This is a genomic window from Phycisphaerae bacterium (assembly GCA_018003015.1).
Taxonomy (GTDB): domain Bacteria; phylum Planctomycetota; class Phycisphaerae; order UBA1845; family PWPN01; genus JAGNEZ01.
In genome coordinates, this window is record JAGNEZ010000018.1 from 52,369 (window position 1) to 70,972 (window position 18,604).

At 62.8% G+C, this 18,604-nt stretch carries 16 protein-coding genes; 10 read left to right on the forward strand and 6 right to left on the reverse strand.

Going from position 1 to position 18,604, the window contains the following annotated elements:
* Positions 1-376 precede the first annotated feature (376 nt).
* From KA354_10305 to KA354_10320, 4 genes are all read left to right on the forward strand, one after another.
* On the forward strand, positions 377-964 hold the full coding sequence (locus KA354_10305; protein ID MBP7935025.1) for a 4Fe-4S dicluster domain-containing protein: 588 nt from the start codon (positions 377-379) through the stop codon (positions 962-964).
* Between the two features lie 338 nt (positions 965-1,302).
* Positions 1,303-2,742: a hypothetical protein gene (locus tag KA354_10310; GenBank protein ID MBP7935026.1), complete on the forward strand. Its 1,440-nt coding sequence runs from the start codon at positions 1,303-1,305 to the stop codon at positions 2,740-2,742.
* A 129-nt stretch (positions 2,743-2,871) separates the two neighbouring features.
* Complete coding sequence (locus KA354_10315; GenBank protein MBP7935027.1) at positions 2,872-3,852, forward strand: hypothetical protein; 981 nt, start codon at positions 2,872-2,874, stop codon at positions 3,850-3,852.
* Between the two features lie 56 nt (positions 3,853-3,908).
* Positions 3,909-4,844 (forward strand): SDR family oxidoreductase, encoded by a 936-nt coding sequence (locus tag KA354_10320; GenBank protein MBP7935028.1) that lies wholly within the window; start codon positions 3,909-3,911, stop codon positions 4,842-4,844.
* Between the two features lie 46 nt (positions 4,845-4,890).
* On the opposite strand, the gene KA354_10325 is transcribed toward KA354_10320, so the two are convergent.
* Positions 4,891-5,916, reverse strand: a complete 1,026-nt coding sequence (locus KA354_10325; GenBank protein ID MBP7935029.1) for a dipeptide epimerase — start codon at positions 5,914-5,916, stop codon at positions 4,891-4,893.
* 15 nt (positions 5,917-5,931) lie between these two features.
* The gene (locus KA354_10330) at positions 5,932-6,498 is read right to left on the reverse strand and encodes an O-acetyl-ADP-ribose deacetylase (protein MBP7935030.1); all 567 of its coding nucleotides are present in this window, start codon (positions 6,496-6,498) and stop codon (positions 5,932-5,934) included.
* 124 nt (positions 6,499-6,622) lie between these two features.
* Between KA354_10330 and KA354_10335 the strand changes: the two genes are divergently transcribed.
* Both KA354_10335 and KA354_10340 read left to right on the forward strand, forming a co-directional pair.
* Positions 6,623-7,513, forward strand: a complete 891-nt coding sequence (locus tag KA354_10335) for an alpha/beta fold hydrolase (protein MBP7935031.1) — start codon at positions 6,623-6,625, stop codon at positions 7,511-7,513.
* Between the two features lie 207 nt (positions 7,514-7,720).
* On the forward strand, positions 7,721-9,391 hold the full coding sequence (locus KA354_10340; GenBank protein MBP7935032.1) for a response regulator: 1,671 nt from the start codon (positions 7,721-7,723) through the stop codon (positions 9,389-9,391).
* A gap of 101 nt (positions 9,392-9,492) precedes the next feature.
* Here KA354_10340 and KA354_10345 read toward each other — a convergent pair whose 3' ends face one another.
* Entirely contained in the window at positions 9,493-10,881 is a 1,389-nt protein-coding gene (locus tag KA354_10345) for a sigma-54-dependent Fis family transcriptional regulator (protein ID MBP7935033.1), read from the reverse strand.
* On the reverse strand, positions 10,878-12,128 hold the full coding sequence (locus KA354_10350; GenBank protein MBP7935034.1) for a GHKL domain-containing protein: 1,251 nt from the start codon (positions 12,126-12,128) through the stop codon (positions 10,878-10,880). The genes KA354_10345 and KA354_10350 overlap by 4 nt, the downstream gene beginning before the upstream one ends.
* A gap of 102 nt (positions 12,129-12,230) precedes the next feature.
* Between KA354_10350 and KA354_10355 the strand changes: the two genes are divergently transcribed.
* The 4 genes from KA354_10355 to KA354_10370 are packed head-to-tail and all read left to right on the forward strand — an operon-like array spanning position 12,231 to position 16,700.
* Positions 12,231-13,253: a hypothetical protein gene (locus tag KA354_10355; protein ID MBP7935035.1), complete on the forward strand. Its 1,023-nt coding sequence runs from the start codon at positions 12,231-12,233 to the stop codon at positions 13,251-13,253.
* Between the two features lie 44 nt (positions 13,254-13,297).
* Complete coding sequence (locus KA354_10360) at positions 13,298-14,743, forward strand: efflux RND transporter periplasmic adaptor subunit (GenBank protein ID MBP7935036.1); 1,446 nt, start codon at positions 13,298-13,300, stop codon at positions 14,741-14,743.
* A gap of 2 nt (positions 14,744-14,745) precedes the next feature.
* Complete coding sequence (locus KA354_10365; GenBank protein ID MBP7935037.1) at positions 14,746-15,459, forward strand: ABC transporter ATP-binding protein; 714 nt, start codon at positions 14,746-14,748, stop codon at positions 15,457-15,459.
* 17 nt (positions 15,460-15,476) lie between these two features.
* A complete protein-coding gene (locus KA354_10370) occupies positions 15,477-16,700 on the forward strand; it encodes an ABC transporter permease (protein MBP7935038.1) in 1,224 nt (407 codons plus the stop codon).
* Positions 16,701-16,717: 17 nt separating this feature from the next.
* Here KA354_10370 and KA354_10375 read toward each other — a convergent pair whose 3' ends face one another.
* Entirely contained in the window at positions 16,718-17,623 is a 906-nt protein-coding gene (locus KA354_10375; protein ID MBP7935039.1) for a GNAT family N-acetyltransferase, read from the reverse strand.
* A gap of 2 nt (positions 17,624-17,625) precedes the next feature.
* On the reverse strand, positions 17,626-18,426 hold the full coding sequence (locus KA354_10380; protein MBP7935040.1) for a 4-hydroxy-tetrahydrodipicolinate reductase: 801 nt from the start codon (positions 18,424-18,426) through the stop codon (positions 17,626-17,628).
* Positions 18,427-18,604: the final 178 nt, after the last annotated feature.

Below are 18,604 nucleotides of genomic sequence, written 5' to 3' on the forward strand. Positions count from 1 at the left end.
CGCCGAATAACCCAGCTTTCGGTGCCATTCTGACGGAACGCTCGGCGATCCAGAGCCAGCCCGGCCGCCCATGGCTAGGTCCTGCTCCCTTCATGCCCGCCAGCATTGCAGTCACCCGGCCTCTCTCCTACCATACCAGCATGGCAAACCCCAAGGACGAAATGCAGGAACGTACCTGTCGGTCTTGCCGACAGCCCTACCGGTATCCCGGGCGGGGCAACTTGGCCACGCGCTTCCACTGCCAGGCCTGCGCCGAGCTTCCCGCACCTGTCCGTGACGCATTCGAGCGGTTCCACCGGCAAATCGCGTTGCTCGCCAGCAGGATCGAACAGCTGGAGCGACAGGTGTCTGTCAGGTAAACCTGGGGTGGCTCTTCATGGCCGACGATCCGAAAACGCCGCCCTGTGGTCGCCGATCCGTCTTCCGGCTCGGCCTGCAGAGACTCATCGAACCGCTGGCCGCCTACGTGACGGACCGGCTGGACGTCCAGCTTCCCATCGTGCGGTCCGTCCTCCGCCCTCCTGGCGCCTTGCCGGAAGCGGCTTTCCTGAAAACCTGCTACCGATGCGGCAACTGCGTCGACGTCTGTCCGGCCAAGGCTATTCGGACCATCACCGCCGCCGAGCCGGATTGCACCGGAACACCCTACATCGACCCCGATCTCGCCGCCTGCGTCTTCTGTGACGAACTGGCCTGCATCAAGGCCTGCCCCAGCGGGGCCTTGAAGACCACCCCGTCCCCAGGCCACATCCGCCTCGGCACGGCCAGCTGGAAGGAGGAAGCCTGCCTCCGTTCGACCGGCGAAACTTGCACCGCCTGCGCCGACCGCTGCCCGATCGGACCCTCAGCCATCTCCTTGAACCAACGGGGACGCATCGAGATCCGAGCCGGGGCTTGTGTGGGCTGCGGCACATGTCAGTTTTACTGCCCCGCTTCGCCCAAGGCCATTCAGACCGAGCCTTGATCGACCCTCCCTGGGTAGACGTAACCACATTTCAAGTATTAAGTTACAGCTGACTACAGCCCAGGGGTGAATTGTGCAGAAGCCGCTTGCAATCAGGGCCTGGCTCGGTAGAATTAAGTGTAGCCATCGTGTGTCCTTGGCGGGGACGGAAAGCACCGTGTCGCGGAACGCTCCCCAGGACAGAAGAACCCAAGCCTCTCGGACACGCTTGGGCGCTTCGCATGTGTTTCTACAACGCATCGGCTGCCTTGGGAGTCGTGGGTCGTGGGGTGCCGTAACGACCCAGAGTGGTAAGAAGTAAACTCAGGGGTCTTTCAATCGGGAGGTTCACAATGGGAATGGCAAGGTTGTTCAGTGTGGTGCTGATGCTGGCTGCCGCGCCGGCCTTCGCCGCTAGCGTGGTGAGCTACGAACTGCAGCTCGGGGGCGACAACCATGCCGCGGACGTCATCGCTCTTCAACGTCCCATGTACACCCCCGGCAGCCCTGCAGATGGCCTGACCTTCAGTAAGGGCGTGCTGAACTGGGCCGCATCGATCGCCGTCACGGGTCTCCACAGCCAGACCGGCCATGCCTCGGATGGCAAGCCTACCTGGGGCGTCGCCAACTTCGTGGTCAGTATCGAACTGCACGAAGGGACCGCCGATGGCCCCCTGGTAACCACGGCTGATTTCTACAGCAGCATTCACGACGGCGGCGCGGTACCCTGCACCACCTGCAAGGGCGGCGGCGGCTTCTGCGCCGGCTCCGCGTTCGCCCTCAGCTACAAGCGAGTCCCCACCTGGACCGGCTATGCACGCGTGACCGAGGCGGCATCCTCCGGCGTGTACTACGGACCATTCATGGAAGTGTGCATGTGGCCCACCGTCCCCGCTGCCGCAGGTAAGATCCTCGGGACCGGAGCAGGCTATGCCCAGTGGTGCCGTGGATGCGGCTTGGGCACCACGACCACCCCAGGAATCGGCATCCCCGCCGGAACACCCGTCCCCGTGGGTAGCGGCACCTTCGGCCTGGACATCGTTCCAGTGATCGAAGGCCAGATCGACACCTCGACCCTGGCACTGGGCACCTACGTCCTGCGTCTGGTGCCCGGAACCGGCACCAACGTCCTCCGCGGCGACGTCGATCTCATGACCGCCCCAACCAGCGGACCCCAGGTCCAGGCCTTCGCCGTGGCGGCCAACGAAGCCGTCGAAGATACGATCACCTTCACCCTCAGCGAAGCCGATCCGTGCGCCGAGGATACCGTCGCCCCCGCCATCGTCTCCACATTGTCCCGCAAGACCCATGGCACCAAGGGAGACTTCGACGTTGATCTCACCGCAGGGAATGTGGTCGAGGGACGTACCGGCGGCCTCACCAAGCTCATCGTCACCTTCAGCGAACCCATCCAGGCAGCCGGCGGAACGGCGGGTCCGGAGAGCGTCAGCGTCACCAGCGGAACAGTCGGCAACGTGGCTATCAACGGCGATGCATTGACCGTCGATCTGGCCGGCGTCACCAACGCGGACCGGTTCATCATCGCGTTCCCGGGCATTCAGGACGCCTGCGGAAACGCCGTCACCGAAACCAAGTGCGTCAGAGTCCTGTTCGGAGACATCAACGGAGACGGCAAAGTCAATACCATGGACATGACCCTCCTCCGCAACAACGTCGGTATGGAGATCACCACCACTAACTGCAGGGCCGACCTGAATATCAGCGGCACGTTCAACACCCAGGACATGACCCTCGTGCGCAACAACGTGGGCACGATCATGGCAAATCCCTGCCCGTAAACGACTCTCAATCGGCCTCCTGATTCAGCGGGCCCGGCGCATCAGCGCTGGGCCCGCTGCTTTGCGCCAGAAGCCTCGCACGGTTGCCAACGCTTGTACACCGCCGCAAATCGCCAGATAATTCAAGCCATGAACAGCAGTCCAAGAGCCCGTATTGTCGTCGCTGAAAAGGTCAACGAATCCGCCATGGCCCGGCTCCAGGCCGCCGGAGAGGTCATCCGCCTCCGCAACCACGACGAGGCTACACTGATCAACACGGTGCGAGAGGCGGACGCCTTGGTCGTCCGTACCTACGCCCTGGTCAACGCCAATGTCATCACCGCAGCTCGACAGACCGGGCGACTCAAAGTCATCGGACGAGCCGGTGTCGGCGTGGATAACATCGACGTCGCCGCAGCTCTCCAGGCAGGCATCCAGGTCGTCAACACCCCCGCGGCTTCAACCTGCGCCGTAACCGAACTGGTGGTCGGACTCATCGTGGCCGTCCAGCGGCACATCGCCACCTTCGACGCCCGCATGCGCCAGGGCGAGTTCGCTTCCCTGCGAGCCGGTCCGGCACCAACCACAGAACTCCAACACCAGACACTGGGCATCATCGGTATGGGCAGAATCGGCCGGGCGGTGGGATACCGGATGCGTAACGGGATGGGCATGCGCGTGATGTACTACGACATCCGCGAGATCGGCTACCTCCCATTTGCGACCACACGAGCCAACAGCGCTGAGGAGGTCTATGCCGCCTGCGACGTCGTCACCTTCCACGTGCCCCTGACGACCAAGACGAGAAACATGGTCAACGCCGCAGCCCTCCACCATTTCAAGCCCGGCGCCTATCTCATCAACACCTCCCGAGGACCAGTCGTCAACGCCGCCGATTTGGCTTCCGCCTTGACGGAAAACCGCCTCGGCGGAGCGGCTATCGATGTCTTCGACCCCGAGCCGCCTCCGCCCGACCACCCACTCCTGTCCGCCCCCAATTGCCTGCTGACACCCCACGTGGGGGCACGGAGCCGGGAAGGACTCGCGGCGATGAACGATGTGGTCGATGATGTGATAGCGGTTCTTGCCGGCAGGACGCCACAATATCCGGTTGAACCGGAGCCGTGCTGAACATGAATGAGCCCAGACACCATCCTCGGGCATGTCAGGTTTGTGGAGAAGGCTGAATGGCAACGTATCTCGTGACGGGTGGAGCAGGATTCATCGGTTCCCATCTGGTCGAGCGACTGGTCAAGGATGGCGAGACCGTGCGCGTGCTGGACAATTTCTCGTCGGGCAAACGCCAGAACCTCGCGCCCTTCTCCGCCAGGATCGAGGTCATCCAAGGCGACATCCGCAAACCCGATGACTGTGCCACCGCCTGCAAGGGCATCGATGTCATCTTCCACGAGGCGGCAGTACCCTCGGTCCCCAAATCCGTCACCGATCCGCGGACCTCGCACGAGGCCAACATCGACGGAACCTTCAACCTGCTCATGGCCGCTCGCGACGCCAAGTGCCGGCGCGTCATCTACGCCGCCAGCAGCAGCGCCTACGGCGATCTGCCCGATCTCCCCAAACGCGAGTCCGCCTGCCCATCACCGCTGAGCCCCTACGCCGTCAACAAGCTCGTGGGCGAGCACTACCTGCGAACCTTCTACTGCTGCTACGGCCTCGAAACCATCTCGCTCCGCTACTTCAACGTCTTCGGACCTAGACAGGATCCTAAGAGCCAGTACGCCGCCGCCATTCCGGCATTCGTCTCCGCCATCCTTAAGAACCAGCCGCCAACGATCTATGGCGACGGCGAACAGAGCCGAGATTTCACCTACATCGACAATGTGGTCCACGCCAATCTGCTGGCCGCCCACGCAGCCAAAACCGAAGGTCAGGTCGTCAACGTCGCCTGTGGCGAACGCGTCACGGTGAACCAGATCATCGCCCAGATCAACAGCCTCCTCGGCCACAGCATCAAGCCGGACTACGTCGACACCCGGCCGGGAGATGTCAAACACTCGCTGGCAGACATCACTCTGGCGGAAAAGATCCTCGGCTACAGGCCCGTGGTTGCCTTCGAGCAGGGCCTTCGCCGAGCCATCGAATGGTACAAGAACAATCTGTAGAACCCTGCGCTCGAACGCCCGACCTCGTCGGCCGTGAGCCTTCCTCCTATCGTTCCACCAGCCCTAGACCCGGACGATCATTGAGCGTCAGCCGCCCGCCTCGCCCGCCGATGCCCTCGAACGGATCATTGGCCAGCAAAAGGTGCCCATCCAGATCGACCCAGTCGACCAATGGCCCAAGGTGAGCAGCAGCGGCAATCCCCACTGAAGATTCAATCATGCAACCAAGCATGATCTTCAGGCCCGCCGAACGCGCGGTGTGAATCATCTGGATCGCTCGACGTATGCCGCCGCACTTGCTCAGCTTGATGTTGATCCCGTCAAAAACACCGGCACACGCGAGCACGCCCTGCACACCGACACAACTCTCGTCGGCCACGATCGGACAGAGACCGGCCGCTCGAACCCCGGGCAGAGCATCATGCACTCCCGCCGCTGTCGGCTGCTCGATAAACTCAATGCAGTGTTTCTTCGACAACGTCCGGCACCGTTCTAGGACGTTGGCCGAGTTCCACCCGCAATTGGCGTCGACTCGGACAACCTTGTTCGGAGCCTCTTCTCGAATCACCGACAGAATGTCGTCGTCCTGCGGCGTGCCAACCTTGACCTTGAGAATCGGATACTCCGCCGCTTCGCGCGTCTTCAGCCGAATGACCTCCAGATTGTCAATGCCAATCGTGAACGAGGTCAGGGGCATCCGGGCACGGTCCAGGCCCAGAAACCTCCACAAAGGCACGCCCAACAGCTTGCCCGCTAGATCGTGCATCGCCCCGTCGATCGCTGCGATGGTGGCGGTCTCATCCCCAAACTGCACCCAAAGCGGATCCAGCACCGCATCGAACGCCAGAGGATCCTGGCCCAGCATGCCCGCGATCCGAGCCAGAGCAGCCTCGGCTGACTCCAGACTCTGGTGGTAGTAGGACGTCGGTGCCGCTTCACCCCAGCCAACCAGCCCGTCATGCTCGATCTGGATGAGGAGGATCTCCTTGTCGACTTTGTCCTCTTGCTCCCGGCGAGCGATGTTGAACGGATGCCGAAGCCGGAGCGAACGGCGATGCCAGGTCAGTTTCACGTTCGGGCGCCCCTTTCAGGTTTGACGATCGGCCTCGTTCCGAATAGGATGATCCGAAGCTAACTCGTTGTAAATACGAAGGTAAGCCGCGTAGGCGGCCGCATCAAACAGCACAAACACCACTCGCTCAGGGAGGTCATTTTTCTGCAGATTTTCGGACGTTTCGCCGATGGCGATACGTGCGGCCTCGACCAGAGGATAGCCGTACACGCCGCAGCTGATGGCCGGAAAAGCAATCGACCGAATACCGTGCTCGGCGGCCAGCCGAAACGCGGTTCGATAGCAGCCGGCCAGCAGCTCCGGCTCGCCAGAACGGCCGTCTCGATAGACCGGGCCAACGGCGTGGATGATATACCTGGCAGGCAGTCGATGGCCATGGGTCAGCTTGGCGGAACCAGTGGGACATCCGCCCAAGGTGCGGCATTCGGCCAGAAGGTCCGGACCCGCCGCCCGGTGAATCGCGCCATCGACGCCTCCACCACCAAGCAGGGAGGTATTGGCCGCGTTGACAATGGCATCAGTGGCTTTCCGAGTAATGTCGCCGCGCTCGAGGGTAACACGTTGACTCCATGGGGCGACCATGCGTCGCAGTCTAGCAACGCCCACCCGCGTGTCAACCAGGTTGCCGCCGCCGCTGATCCGAGGTATCATAACGCGTTTCGAGGCCGTTTCACCGCGTGCCCGGCCGCCGACAAGGATAGAGACCATGCCCCGGTATTCGAAGCAGCCCCCCGCTGAGCCAGCTCAGGACCAGAAGCCTGCCCGCCGGCCGCCCGCCCGCGTCACCCACGAGCTCATGCTCGGGACCGCGGCCGTGCTGGCTACCCTTTTCACCAGCGGATGCGGACTCTCCGAACTCCGCACCCCGACACGCATGGACAAGGGCCTCATCATCATCCTTCCGGGCATCGAAGGCAGAAGCCCACTCAACTCCAGCATCGCCAAAGGCTTGGCTGAAGGTGGCGTACCCGCGGCAATTACCATCCACGACTGGAACTTAGCTCCGACCTTCCTCGCGGGTGTCGTCAACCTGCGGGCCCAGTCCCATAACCTCAGCGAGGCTCGGAGGGTGGCCGCTAACATCGTCGCCTACCAGAACAAGTACCCCGGTCGACCCGTGCACGTCATCGGACACTCGGGCGGCGGCGGCGTGGCCGTCTATGTCCTGGAAGCCCTGCCGCCTAAGCATGAGATCACCAGTGCCGTGCTGCTGGCCCCGGCGATCTCACCGGACTACGACCTTCGCCGGGCTCTCAAGAAAACGCACGAGGGAATCTGGAACTTCTATTCACCCTACGACGTTGGCTTCCTGAAACTCGGAACCAGCGTCGCCGGGACAATCGACGGGCGCATGACCCAGGCCGCCGGAGCGGTTGGGTTCTCGATCCCGTGGGGCCTGAGCCGAGAAGACCGACAGTTGTATGGCGAGCGCCTCCATCAGCAGAGGTACACCCCCAAGATGGCAGAAAGCGGCAACACCGGAACCCATTTCGGATGGGCCGGCCGGAGCTTCGTGGCCGAATGGCTCGCCCCGTTGATCAACTCTCAGGCAGAGGCGCCCACCCGGTACGCCGCAGACCGTGAAAGCACCCAATGACCATGGTCCTCCAACAAGACAGGGGTAATCGGCCCACCCGGTCTCGTACCCGCCGCCAGCCGGCACCCCGGCGGCCGGCGAAGACCGAGAATCCGCAGACCAGGGGGTTTTCACCCCTTCCGGTGGAATGGACCAACCGGAAACCTAACAATAGGGAAGGGTTGCCGGTCAGGAAGGTGGCTTCCAGATCGGCGGATGGGAGCCCGCATGGGTGACATTGGTACGTCCTGCAAGAAGTTCTTGTTGCTGGAATCGGCGGCGGCCGAGATCCCCGAACTGCGCGAGATCCTGGCTCAAATCGGGCAGGTGCGAACCGAACCCACCATGGAAGCCGCGCTCATCGCCCTCCAGAGGGACACCAAGAGCCTCTTCGTGTCCCCGGCCGGCGAAATCCTGGCCGCCGAACAGAATGGCCTCGGCTTCCAGCTGAGCAGCGTGCTGGATACCATCGGCCAAGGCGTGTGCCTGCTGGATATCCAGGGACACACCCTCTGGTCAAACGCCCGCGTCCGAGAACTGCCCTGGGAGGTTCGCGATCGCATCCAACGCCACTGCCGCGACGGTTACAGCCGCCAGGAGGGCCGCTCCATCCTCGGCCGCTCCCGCTCGCTCAGCCTCATCACCGACGGCGAACAGTACTTCGAAGCCAGGATTACCCCCATTCTCGATCAGCACGGCCTCACCCGCCTGGTGGTGTCCATTTCCGATGTGACCCGCCCACGCCGGCTACAGAAGAAAATGGACGCGATCGACAACGCCGGACGCGAAATCGTCCAGGTGGACGCCGAGCAACTCGCAGGAATGAACGCCGGCGACCGACTCCAGTTGCTGGAGCGAAAGATCATCCGCTACACCCGAGAACTCCTGCATTTCGACAACTTCGCGATTCGCCTGGTGGACAAACGCAACAACCGCCTCGAACTCGCACTCAGCGCCGGACTGCCCACCGAAGCCCAGACCGTCGACCTCTACGTGTCCCCGGAAGGCAGCGGCATCAGCGGCTACGTGGCCTCGACCGGCCGCAGCTACATCTGCCCCGACGTCGGCCAGGACGCCCGCTATCTCCCGGGCATCAACAACGCCCACTCATCACTCACCGTGCCGCTCAAGCTGCACGACAAGGTCATCGGGGTCTTCAACATCGAGAGCGACCGGGTGGCCGCCTTCAGCGAGGAAGACCGCCAGTTCACCGAGATCTTCGCCCGATACATCGCTATCGCCCTGCACATCCTCGACCTGCTCGTCGTCGAGCGCTTCGCAACCACCGGCCGGCTGGCCGACAACGTGTCAGCCGAGATCGCCGGCCCGCTCGGCGATATTCTCGCGGATGCGACCACCCTGACCGAAGACTACATCGGACACGATGACCTCCGCCATCGCCTGCAGGGCATCATCGACAACGTGGCCCGCATCCGCGAATGCATCAAGCAGGTGACCAAGCCGGTCCAAAGCATCCTCGAGGCCAAAGGCACCCCGCCGGAGAAGGACCCAGTCCTGGCCGGCAAGACCATCCTGGTCATCGACGACGAGGAAATCATCCGCACTACGGTCCGCGACGTGCTCGCCCGCAGTGGCTGCGACGTCGAGCTGGCCGCCGAGGGCAAAGAGGCGATGGCCATGATCAACCAGCGGTTCTACGACCTGGTGATCAGCGACATCCGCATGCCGAACGCGAGTGGCTACGAGATTTTCAGGCTGGTCAAGGAAAACAAGCCCCACTGCCCGGTCATGTTCATGACCGGCTTCGGCTACGACCCAAGCCATTCGATCATCCGGGCCACCCCCGAGGGCCTGGCCGCCGTCCTCTACAAGCCCTTCAAGGTCAACGAGCTACTCGAGGCGGTCCGCTCGGCCATCAGCTCGGCCACCCCCAAGTGAGAGCCTATCTCTATCCGACACCCAAGGCGGACTTCCATCCCCTCACCGGATCGACAGAATGACTGCCCTCCAACCGACCGGTGTAACCCAATGCCCACGGCTCACGGGGCCGGCTCGGACTCCAGTCCGTAACGCTTCATCTTCTTGTAGAGCGTGGTCCGGTTGATCTCCAGAACCTGGGCGGTAACCTGCCGGTTCCAGTTGTTGGCCTTCAGGGCCTGCTCGATGATCCGCTTCTCCGGCTCCTCCAGGGCTTTCTTGAGCGACTGCGGGCGATAGATGTCGCCTCCGGAGGATAGCACCTCAGCCTGCTCGACGACGTGTTCCGGCAGATCATCCACCTCTACGTGTCGCCGCTTGCCCAAAACCACCGCCCGCTGCACGACGTTCTCCAACTCGCGGACGTTGCCCGGCCACGGGTAACGCTGCAGAAGCTGCAGGCAGCTGTCAGTGAAACCCGCGATGTCCTTGCGAAGCTCCCCGCAATACCGCTTCAGGAAATGCCCGGCCAGCAACGGAATGTCCGCCATCCTCGACCGCAACGGCGGCAACTGGATGGTGACCACGTTGACCCGGTAAAACAGGTCCTGGCGAAAACGGCCCGCCTGCACTACCTTGGCCAGGTCTTCGTTGCTGGCCAATATGACCCGCACGTCGACTTTCTGCGTCTTGTTCGAACCAACGGCCTCGAACTGCCGCTCCTGCAACACGCGAAGCAACTTGACTTGCAGAGCCGGCGTCGCCGAAGAAATCTCGTCAAGAAAGATCGTGCCGCCGTCGGCGACCTTGAACTTGCCCTCCTTGTCGCTCACCGCACCGGTGAACGAACCCTTCACGTGACCAAACAGCTCGCTCTCCAGCAGCGATTCAGGCAACGCCCCGCAGCTCACCTCGACGAACGCACGATCACGTCGATCACTGCGATGATGGATCGCCCGGGCAATCAGCGTCTTGCCCGTTCCAGATTCGCCCTGGATCAGCACCGTGGTCGGCGATTCGGCGACCGTCTCAATCAGGTCAAAGATCCGAAGCATCTTGTAGTCGTGGCCGACAATGTTATCCAGGCTGTAACGAAGATCCAGAGCCTCCCGCAACGTCTGGTTCTCGCGGATCAACGACTGCTGCTGTAGAGCCCGCTGGATCGTGAGCTGAATCTCCTCGTCAATGATGGGCTTGGTCAGATAGTCGTAGGCCCCCATCTTGATCGCTTCGACGGCACTCTCGATCGTACCGTACCCGGTGATCATGATCACCACAATGTCCGGAAAACGCTGCTTGATGAGCCGCAGCAGCTCGAAGCCGTTGGCGTCCGGCATGTTGATGTCGCTGAGCACCAGGTTGAACCGCTGGCGCTCAAGGGCAGTCACCGCCTGGGCAAAGCCGGCAACACCGACCGCCTCGTACCCCTCCAGCTCGAGCAGCTCGCAGAGCGACTCGGTGATGATCCTGTCGTCATCGACAATCAGAATCCGTTTCTTGTCCTGGCTCATTCATCCTGCCTTCCCGTGGATCGGCCCGGGTCTGCGTCACGCGGCGCCGACTTCTGGCCGCCCACCCCGCCAAGCGTGACCTGCTCGCCGCCCGGCGGAACCGCCAGCGGGCTCGACGAACGCTGCGGCGAACAGCTCTCCAGGGGGATCTGGATGGTGAACACCGTCCCCGCCCCCTCCCGCCTTTCAGGAACGATCCGACCGTTGTATTTCTCGATGATGTCCTTACAGATCGCGAGCCCCAGGCCCGTACCCTTGCCGGGCTCCTTGGTGGTGAAAAAGGGCTCAAATATTCTGCCCATCTCTTCAGGCAGCCCGATCCCGGTGTCCTCGAACCGGATGATCACGTGGCGATCGACCGTCCGGGTCGCCACGGTGAGCGTGCCACCCTCCGGCATCGCGTCCACTGCGTTCTTGATCATGTTGCAGAAGACCTGAAAGAGGCTCGTGCCGTGAATCGCTGGCAAACCCTCCTCGAGCTGGCAGACGATCGACACCCCGCTCTGGATCGCCTTGTCCGACATGACCTTCACCGCTTCCTCAACAATGGTGTTGATGCCCGCATCATTGAAGGCGGTATACGCGCTTCGGGAAAACTCCACCAGGTCCCGGACAATGTCCGTCATCCGAATCAGACCGCCTCGAGCTCGATCCAGGTAGTCGTTCAGCTTGTCCCCGGCACCGGTCGCCGCCGCCCGCTTCACCAGATTCAGATAACGCATGATCCCGTCCAGGGGATTGTTCAACTCGTGAGCCACCCGAGCCGCCAGCTTGCCCACGGCGGCCATCCGCTCCGAAACCGCCAGCCGCTTCTCCATGCTCACCGCCGCCGTCACATCCTCAATCACCAGCGTGCCGCCGGTGATCGGCACGTCACCACCCTCAGTCAGCGGAATAAACTGCAGGTTCAGGAGCATCTCGCCAGACGCCCCACTCCGCCGACTGTGGCATACCACCTGGTCGAACCGCCGCTGCCGCCCCGCGTCAATCACTTCACGCAGAACCCGAGTCCAGTCCTGATACGAAGCATCCACCGTCCCGTCCGTCAACGCCGTACTGATCGACTCGTGACCTTCAACCAGAAACGCAGCCGCCGGATTGTGCCAGACAATCCGAAGCTGAGGATCGAAGACCACCAGCCCCAACGATAAGGACTGAAACACGCGACGACTGATGTCCGTAAAGACGTCCGCCGACAAGAGCCGGACGTCCTTGACTGACCGGTCAGAAGACAACGAGTCGCCCATGTCCCACCCGTGATGCCTCAGTGCATCATTGAGAACAGACCACAGACATCCTATCCGTCTATCGTCACAAAAACACATCCATGTTGACTCCCGTCAACACGGATGTGGCGAAAACCGCACGCAATCAAGCCGATCGACGCTAATCCGTCACCTAGTCCGCGCGGACAGCGGAATGACAAACTTCCGGTGGCTCACCTGAACGCGGGTGATAACCTGCACCCCAGGGGCGTAGGCGAGCTCCACATAGCTGGGACACAGCAGCGGATAGTACAACCCGGCTGCGAAAGACGCCTCCAGGCAACCCTGACCCGCACGACCGCGGATCTGGCGGATAGGAATGGGCCAGGATGCATCCACACTCTCCCCTACGTGGGCCACAATGCCAACAACGATGCCCTTGGAGAAGTCGACAGCGGGAGGCGCGGCCGGAAGATCCAAACGCCGGCGAACCTCCTCCCAATCGCGACTCGTACGAATGGTCAGCAGCGAGAACTCCGGGGACAGTTCTTGAACAAGCCGCGCTGGCAGGGGCCGGTCGTAACTGAGCCGGGCCCGTCCCAGCGAAAGGTGCTCGACCGGCGGAGCATGGACCAGTTCCCAGGTGGGTATCAGCTCCGGACCCGACGGGGCACTCGTGCAGCCCCAACTACAACCGGCAGTCAGCAGTGCCGCCAAAGCCAGATGGAGACGAGCGTTGCGACCAACGAATACCCGGCAGGACGCGTCGACGCCATTCGGCCGTCGGTTGTGGCTTTCCCGCGTGCAGGCTATAGTAACGGCCGATTTCATGCGCGTTGGCATTGTCGTCGCCCGCCAGGTACGAATCAACGCGGAAAGGAGTTCTGGGTCGTGATCATCGGCGTCCCTCGGGAGCCCAAACCGGACGTCCTGCATTACTGCGTCACGAACATGCCGGGAGCGGTCGGCCGAACCAGCACCTCCGCCTCGGGCAACGCTTCGCCGCCGTATGCCCTGCGACCGGCCGATCTCGCCTACAGGAAGGCCGCCGCCGATCCAGAGCTCGCCGCCGGCATCAACGTCCAGGACGGCGAAGTGACTCACCCAGCCGTGGCTGAGGCATTCGGTATGACCTGCCACCCGGCAAAACTGACCGGAACAGGATGACCATCGAGCCCGGAACCGTCCCGGGCCTTTGAAAGCTCCAGCACATGAAGAAGCTCATCTTTGCGATCGTTGTCGCCGCCGCACTGGTGGCTGGCTACTACGCCCTCCAGCACGCCCGGGTGTCAATCGGCTTCCTCGAAGGAAAGACGGCCGAAAGCCATCGCGGCGACCTGGTCGTGCCCATCACCGCCAGCGGCAAGATCGAGCCGGCCAAGGTCGTCCAAATCAAGGGCGAGGCCAGCGGCGAAGTGATCGAGACGCCTTTCAAGGACGGCGCCATGGTCAAAAAAGGCGACGTCATTCTGAAGCTCGACCCCCAGGATGAAGAACGCAACGTCTTCCGTGCCCAGTCAGAGTACAACCGGGCCAAGATCGCCGTCGACAAGGCGGAACTGGCAGCCCGCGAACGCGAGGCGGTCGGCGTGCCCCTGGCCGAGGCTAAACTGGTCCAGGCCAAGGCCCAGGAGGCCCTGGCCCTGAACGAGTTCAAAAACCAGGAGAAACTCCGCCAGCTGAGCGGCGCGGGAGCAGGCTTCGACGCCGCATCACCTCGTGAGTACGACGACGCCAAGGCCCGCTGGGAAGTGCAGAAGGCGGCCGTGCGCGCTGCTGAGTCCGAAGTCGACCAGGCCAAGATCGGACTCGACAACGCCAGGCTCGAGATCAGAGCCGCCAGGGAAGCCATGGACACCGCCAAAAAAGCCCTCGAGGATTCCGAAGAACGCCTCCGGGAAACCACCGTCCTGTCACCCATCGACGGCATGGTCCTCACACGCCATGTCCAGATCGGCGAAGTCGTCCAGAGCGGCAAAACGTCGCTCACCGGCGGCACCGTGCTCATGGAACTCGCCGACGTCGACGAAATCTACGCCGTGGTCAACGTCGACGAGGCCGACATCGGCCAGGTCCGCGAGCTGGCCCCCGCCTCCGCACGACCGGGCCCCATGAGCACCCAGACGCCTCCGCCGGCGGGCGACCCATCGACCTCCCGGCCGGACGGCCCCTTGGCCACACTGCCCGAAGGCACGATCGAACTCGGCCAGAAGGTCGAGGTCACCGTCGAGACCTTCCGCGACGAGAAATTCTACGGCGTGATCGAACGCATCGCTCCCCAGTCTCAACTCGTCCAGGCTATCGCCACCTTCAAGGTCCGAATCCGGATCACCAGCGCAAATCGCGACAGACTCATCGGCCTGCTCAACACCCAGGCCGAGGCCCACTTCAAGGTCAACTCGGTCCGAAACGCCGTGCTGGTCAGCTATGACGCCATCATGAAAGACCCCAATGGCGAGCACTTCGGCGTGTATCTCCAGGTCACCGACCCCGCAACCGGAAAACCCAAAGCCGAGTTCCGCAAGTGCCGCTTCGGCATGGACAACGGAATCGACGCCGAGGTCATCGAGGGACTCGAGCCCGGCGTCAAAGTGTACACCGTGCTGCCGCAACAGACACGCAAGGAAAAGGAAGCCGAGGGCGAGAGCGGCGATTGAGCATGATCCGCATCGAACAACTCACCAAGCACTACCGCATGGGCGACTCCGATGTCCATGCCCTGGCCGGCGTCGACCTCCAAATCGGTAAGGGCGAGTTCGTCAGCCTCACCGGCGCTTCCGGCAGCGGCAAAAGCACCATGATGCACCTCATCGGCTGCCTCGATCGCCCGACCAGCGGCCACTACTACCTCGATAACCAGCAGGTCGACAGGCTCAGCGACCGCAAACTGGCCAGAATCCGAAACACCAGCATCGGCTTCGTCTTCCAGACGTTCAACCTCATCAACCGCACCAGCGCCCTGGACAACGTGGCCGTGCCGCTCATCTATGCCCGCCAACGCGGGGCCCGGGCAAAGGCCCTCACCGCCCTCGAACGCGTCGGCCTGGCCCACCGCGCCCATCACCGGCCCAACGAACTCTCCGGCGGCGAACGCCAACGGGTCGCTATCGCCAGAGCCCTGGTCAACAACCCGCCGCTCATCCTGGCCGACGAACCCACCGGCAACCTCGATTCCCATACCGGCGAGCAGATCCTGGAGCTGTTCCATGAACTGCACCGCCAGGCCGTGACCATCGTCCTGGTCACCCACGAGATGGCCATCGCCGCTCGTGCCCAGCGCGTGGTGCGAATGATGGACGGCAAAATCGTTGAAGACCGCAAAGTGGACGACGCTTACCGCAAGGAGCTGCTCGCCCTGCGCATCCAGGCGTGAACGAAAGGGTCCGGCCGATGTTCTTCCTCCAGATCTTCATGATGGCCATCCGCGGGTTGCGAGCCAACCTGCTCCGCTCGTTGCTGGCCACCTTGGGTGTCATCATCGGCGTCGGGGCCGTCATCTCCGCCATGTCCATCCTCGAAGGTTCGCAACGCGATATCGTCCAACGCTTCGAGTCCATGGGCAGCGAGACCATTACCGTCTACCCCGCCACCGCCAGGAGCGAGGGCCGATCCATGGGCGTATACCAGACCCTCACCGTCGAGGACGCCGATGCCCTCGGCGACAAGTCCAGTTGCCCCAGCATCAACGCCGCCGCCGCCGAAATCTCCAGCATGGCCCAGGTCAAGAACCTCAGCCGAAACAAGGAGGCAACCATCCTGGGCACCAGCCAGGCCTATGCCGACATGTTCAACTACCGCGTGGTCGAGGGCCGCTTCCTCCTCCGCGAGGACGTCGCCAGCGAACAGAAGGTCGCCGTGCTCGGCCACAAAATCGCCCAGGAGCTCTTCGGAAACGCGCCGGCCATCAACCGACCCATCAAGATCATGTCCGTGCCTTTCCGAGTCGTCGGCATCATGGAAAAAAAAGGCAACATCGGCTTTCGTAACGTCGACTCCCAGGTCATGATCCCCGTAACCACCGCTATGAACCGCCTGTTCGGCAGCAAGTACGTGCACGCCATCTCCGTGCAGGCCATCGCTTCAGACAAGGTGCTCGACGCCACCGCCGAAATCAAACGCGAGCTCCGCCGACGACACAACATCAACATCCGTGGTGGCAAGAAGGACGACTTCCAGATCTTCAGCCAGGAAGAGGCCCGAAGACAGATCAGCGATGTCACCAAGATCTTCTCCGTCGTACTCTACAGCATCGCGGGAATCAGCCTCTTCGTGGGCGGCATCGGTATCATGAACATCATGCTGGTCTCCGTCACCGAACGCACCCGCGAGATCGGCGTACGCATGGCCGTTGGCGCCCAACGCTGGGATATCCTCCGCCAGTTCCTCATCGAGGCCGGCATCATCAGCCTGCTCGGCGGCGCCTTCGGCGTCCTGGTCGGCTACCTGATGACCACCACCCTCGAGAATGTCACCCGAGTCATAGAAACCTATACCGCGCCACGCGTCATCGTCTATGCCCTCATCATGGCCATCCTGACAGGCGTCTTCAGCGGCCTCTACCCGGCCTACAAGGCGTCGCGACTCGACCCGGTCGAAGCCCTGAGATACGAGTGAAGCCGATCTGAATGCTGCTATCCCAGCCCCTTCCCATACACCCGGAACACCCGGTGAATCACCGCCCCAATCCGCTTGGCGTAGAAACCCACCGGACCAACCCAGGCAATCTCCGCACGCGGATAGCTGAAGTCCTTCATGTCGCGAAAGCACTTCTTCAACAACACGTCGCCGATACCTTTGCCGCGGAGCGAGGGATCCGTCCCCATCGGCCCAAACGTGCCGCGGAACATGACCGCATCGTAGGCCGCGAAGGCCACAACCTCCCCGTCGCGGAGGGCGTGGAACATGGACACCGGGTCGTTGGCCAAGGTCAGGACAGTCTCATCACACCACGGCCGCCAGTGACGGCCGACGAAGGCGTTGACGGCCGGCAGACTCGCGGCGTCAGAGCGATGGAAGGCGAAACCCTCCCGTGCCAGCCGCCGCTCGTCGGCAGCCGTATCGAACGTCTGCCCCGCCAGATCGACGGTCATGTTGACGGTGTACCGCTCCTCCTTGAAACCAAGCCGCTCAAACAGGCAGCAGGCCGGCGTGCGGCGGACCTCGACGCCCGGCCAGAAGTAGTAAGGGGCACCCAGAGTCGTCAACTCGACGGCTTGCCGGACACGAAAGCGATTCTCCAACTCATCGATCATCGCTTTGGCCAGCCCCCGACCACGGTAGCCGGGATCGACCGCCAGCAGCTTCAGCCAGCCGTGCCGCCCGTCCTCGGGCACCGTGCGGATCACACTCACCGCCACGGCCGCCAGGCACCCGTCGCGCTCGACAACCACGGCCAGCGCCGGCTCGAATCGCGGATCGCCAAAGATGTGCCTGCAAAGCAGATCCTCGTTGAACGGGTCCTCCGGAAAACAGGCTTCGCAGAGACCCTGCAGTCGCGGTAGATGTGCGGGCGTCAAACTGGCGAACGCCAGGGCCATGGCTACCTCTTCTTCATGCCCAGCACGTCGGCCATGTCGTACCGGCCGGCGGGTCTGCCCGCCAGCCACGAAGCCGCCCGGAGGGCCCCTTTGGCAAAAGTGTCCCGGCTGTGGGCGCTGTGCTTGAGAACCAGCGTCTCGCCCAGCGTCCCAAAGTAGACCTCGTGCTCCCCAACCGTATCGCCGACCCGCACGGCGTGCATGCCAATCTGACGCCGCGGACGCTGGCCGGTCTGCCCGCGACGGCCGTAGATGACGTCCTTCTCGCTGTCCCGGCCGGTGGCCTCCACGATCGCGTCGCGGAGTGAAACCGCCGTGCCACTGGGGGCATCAGCCTTGAAGCGGTGGTGGACCTCGACGATCTCGATGTCGTAGTCGTCGCCCAACGCGGCGGCCATCTGGGCCACCAGCTGAAACATGAGGTTCACGCCAACGCTCATGTTGGTCGCCTTGAGAACCGGAATCGTGGCCGCGGCCTTCTCGATGACCTTGAGCTGCTCGGGAGCATGGCCGGTGGTGCCGATGACGATGCCTCGCTTGCAGGTCAGGCAGTAGTCCAGCCAATGCATCGTGCCGGCCGGCAGGGTGAAGTCGATGAGCACATCGAACTCGGTCTCGGATCGATCCTGCACCGGCAGCCCGATCCCGCCTAGCCCCGCCAGTTCGCCCGCGTCACGGCCGACGTTCGGGTTCCCGGTCTTCTCCAGAACACTGACCACGTCAAACGTCTTGTCGCCCGCGGCCAGGGCCAGAATCCTCGATCCCATCCTGCCAGCCACACCGGCGATCGCCAGACGAACCATCGCGCACTCCTCGTGATAACAGTGATGCAAGCATTATGTCGCCGCCGGCCATTGGCGTCCATACGGCAACCCTGGCAGCACGCTTGGACTCCTCGCCGAGCAACGGCTACGATGAACGGCATGCATTCACGGAACGATAACCGCACAGACGGACGACCAGAGGACATCGGGTGACAGA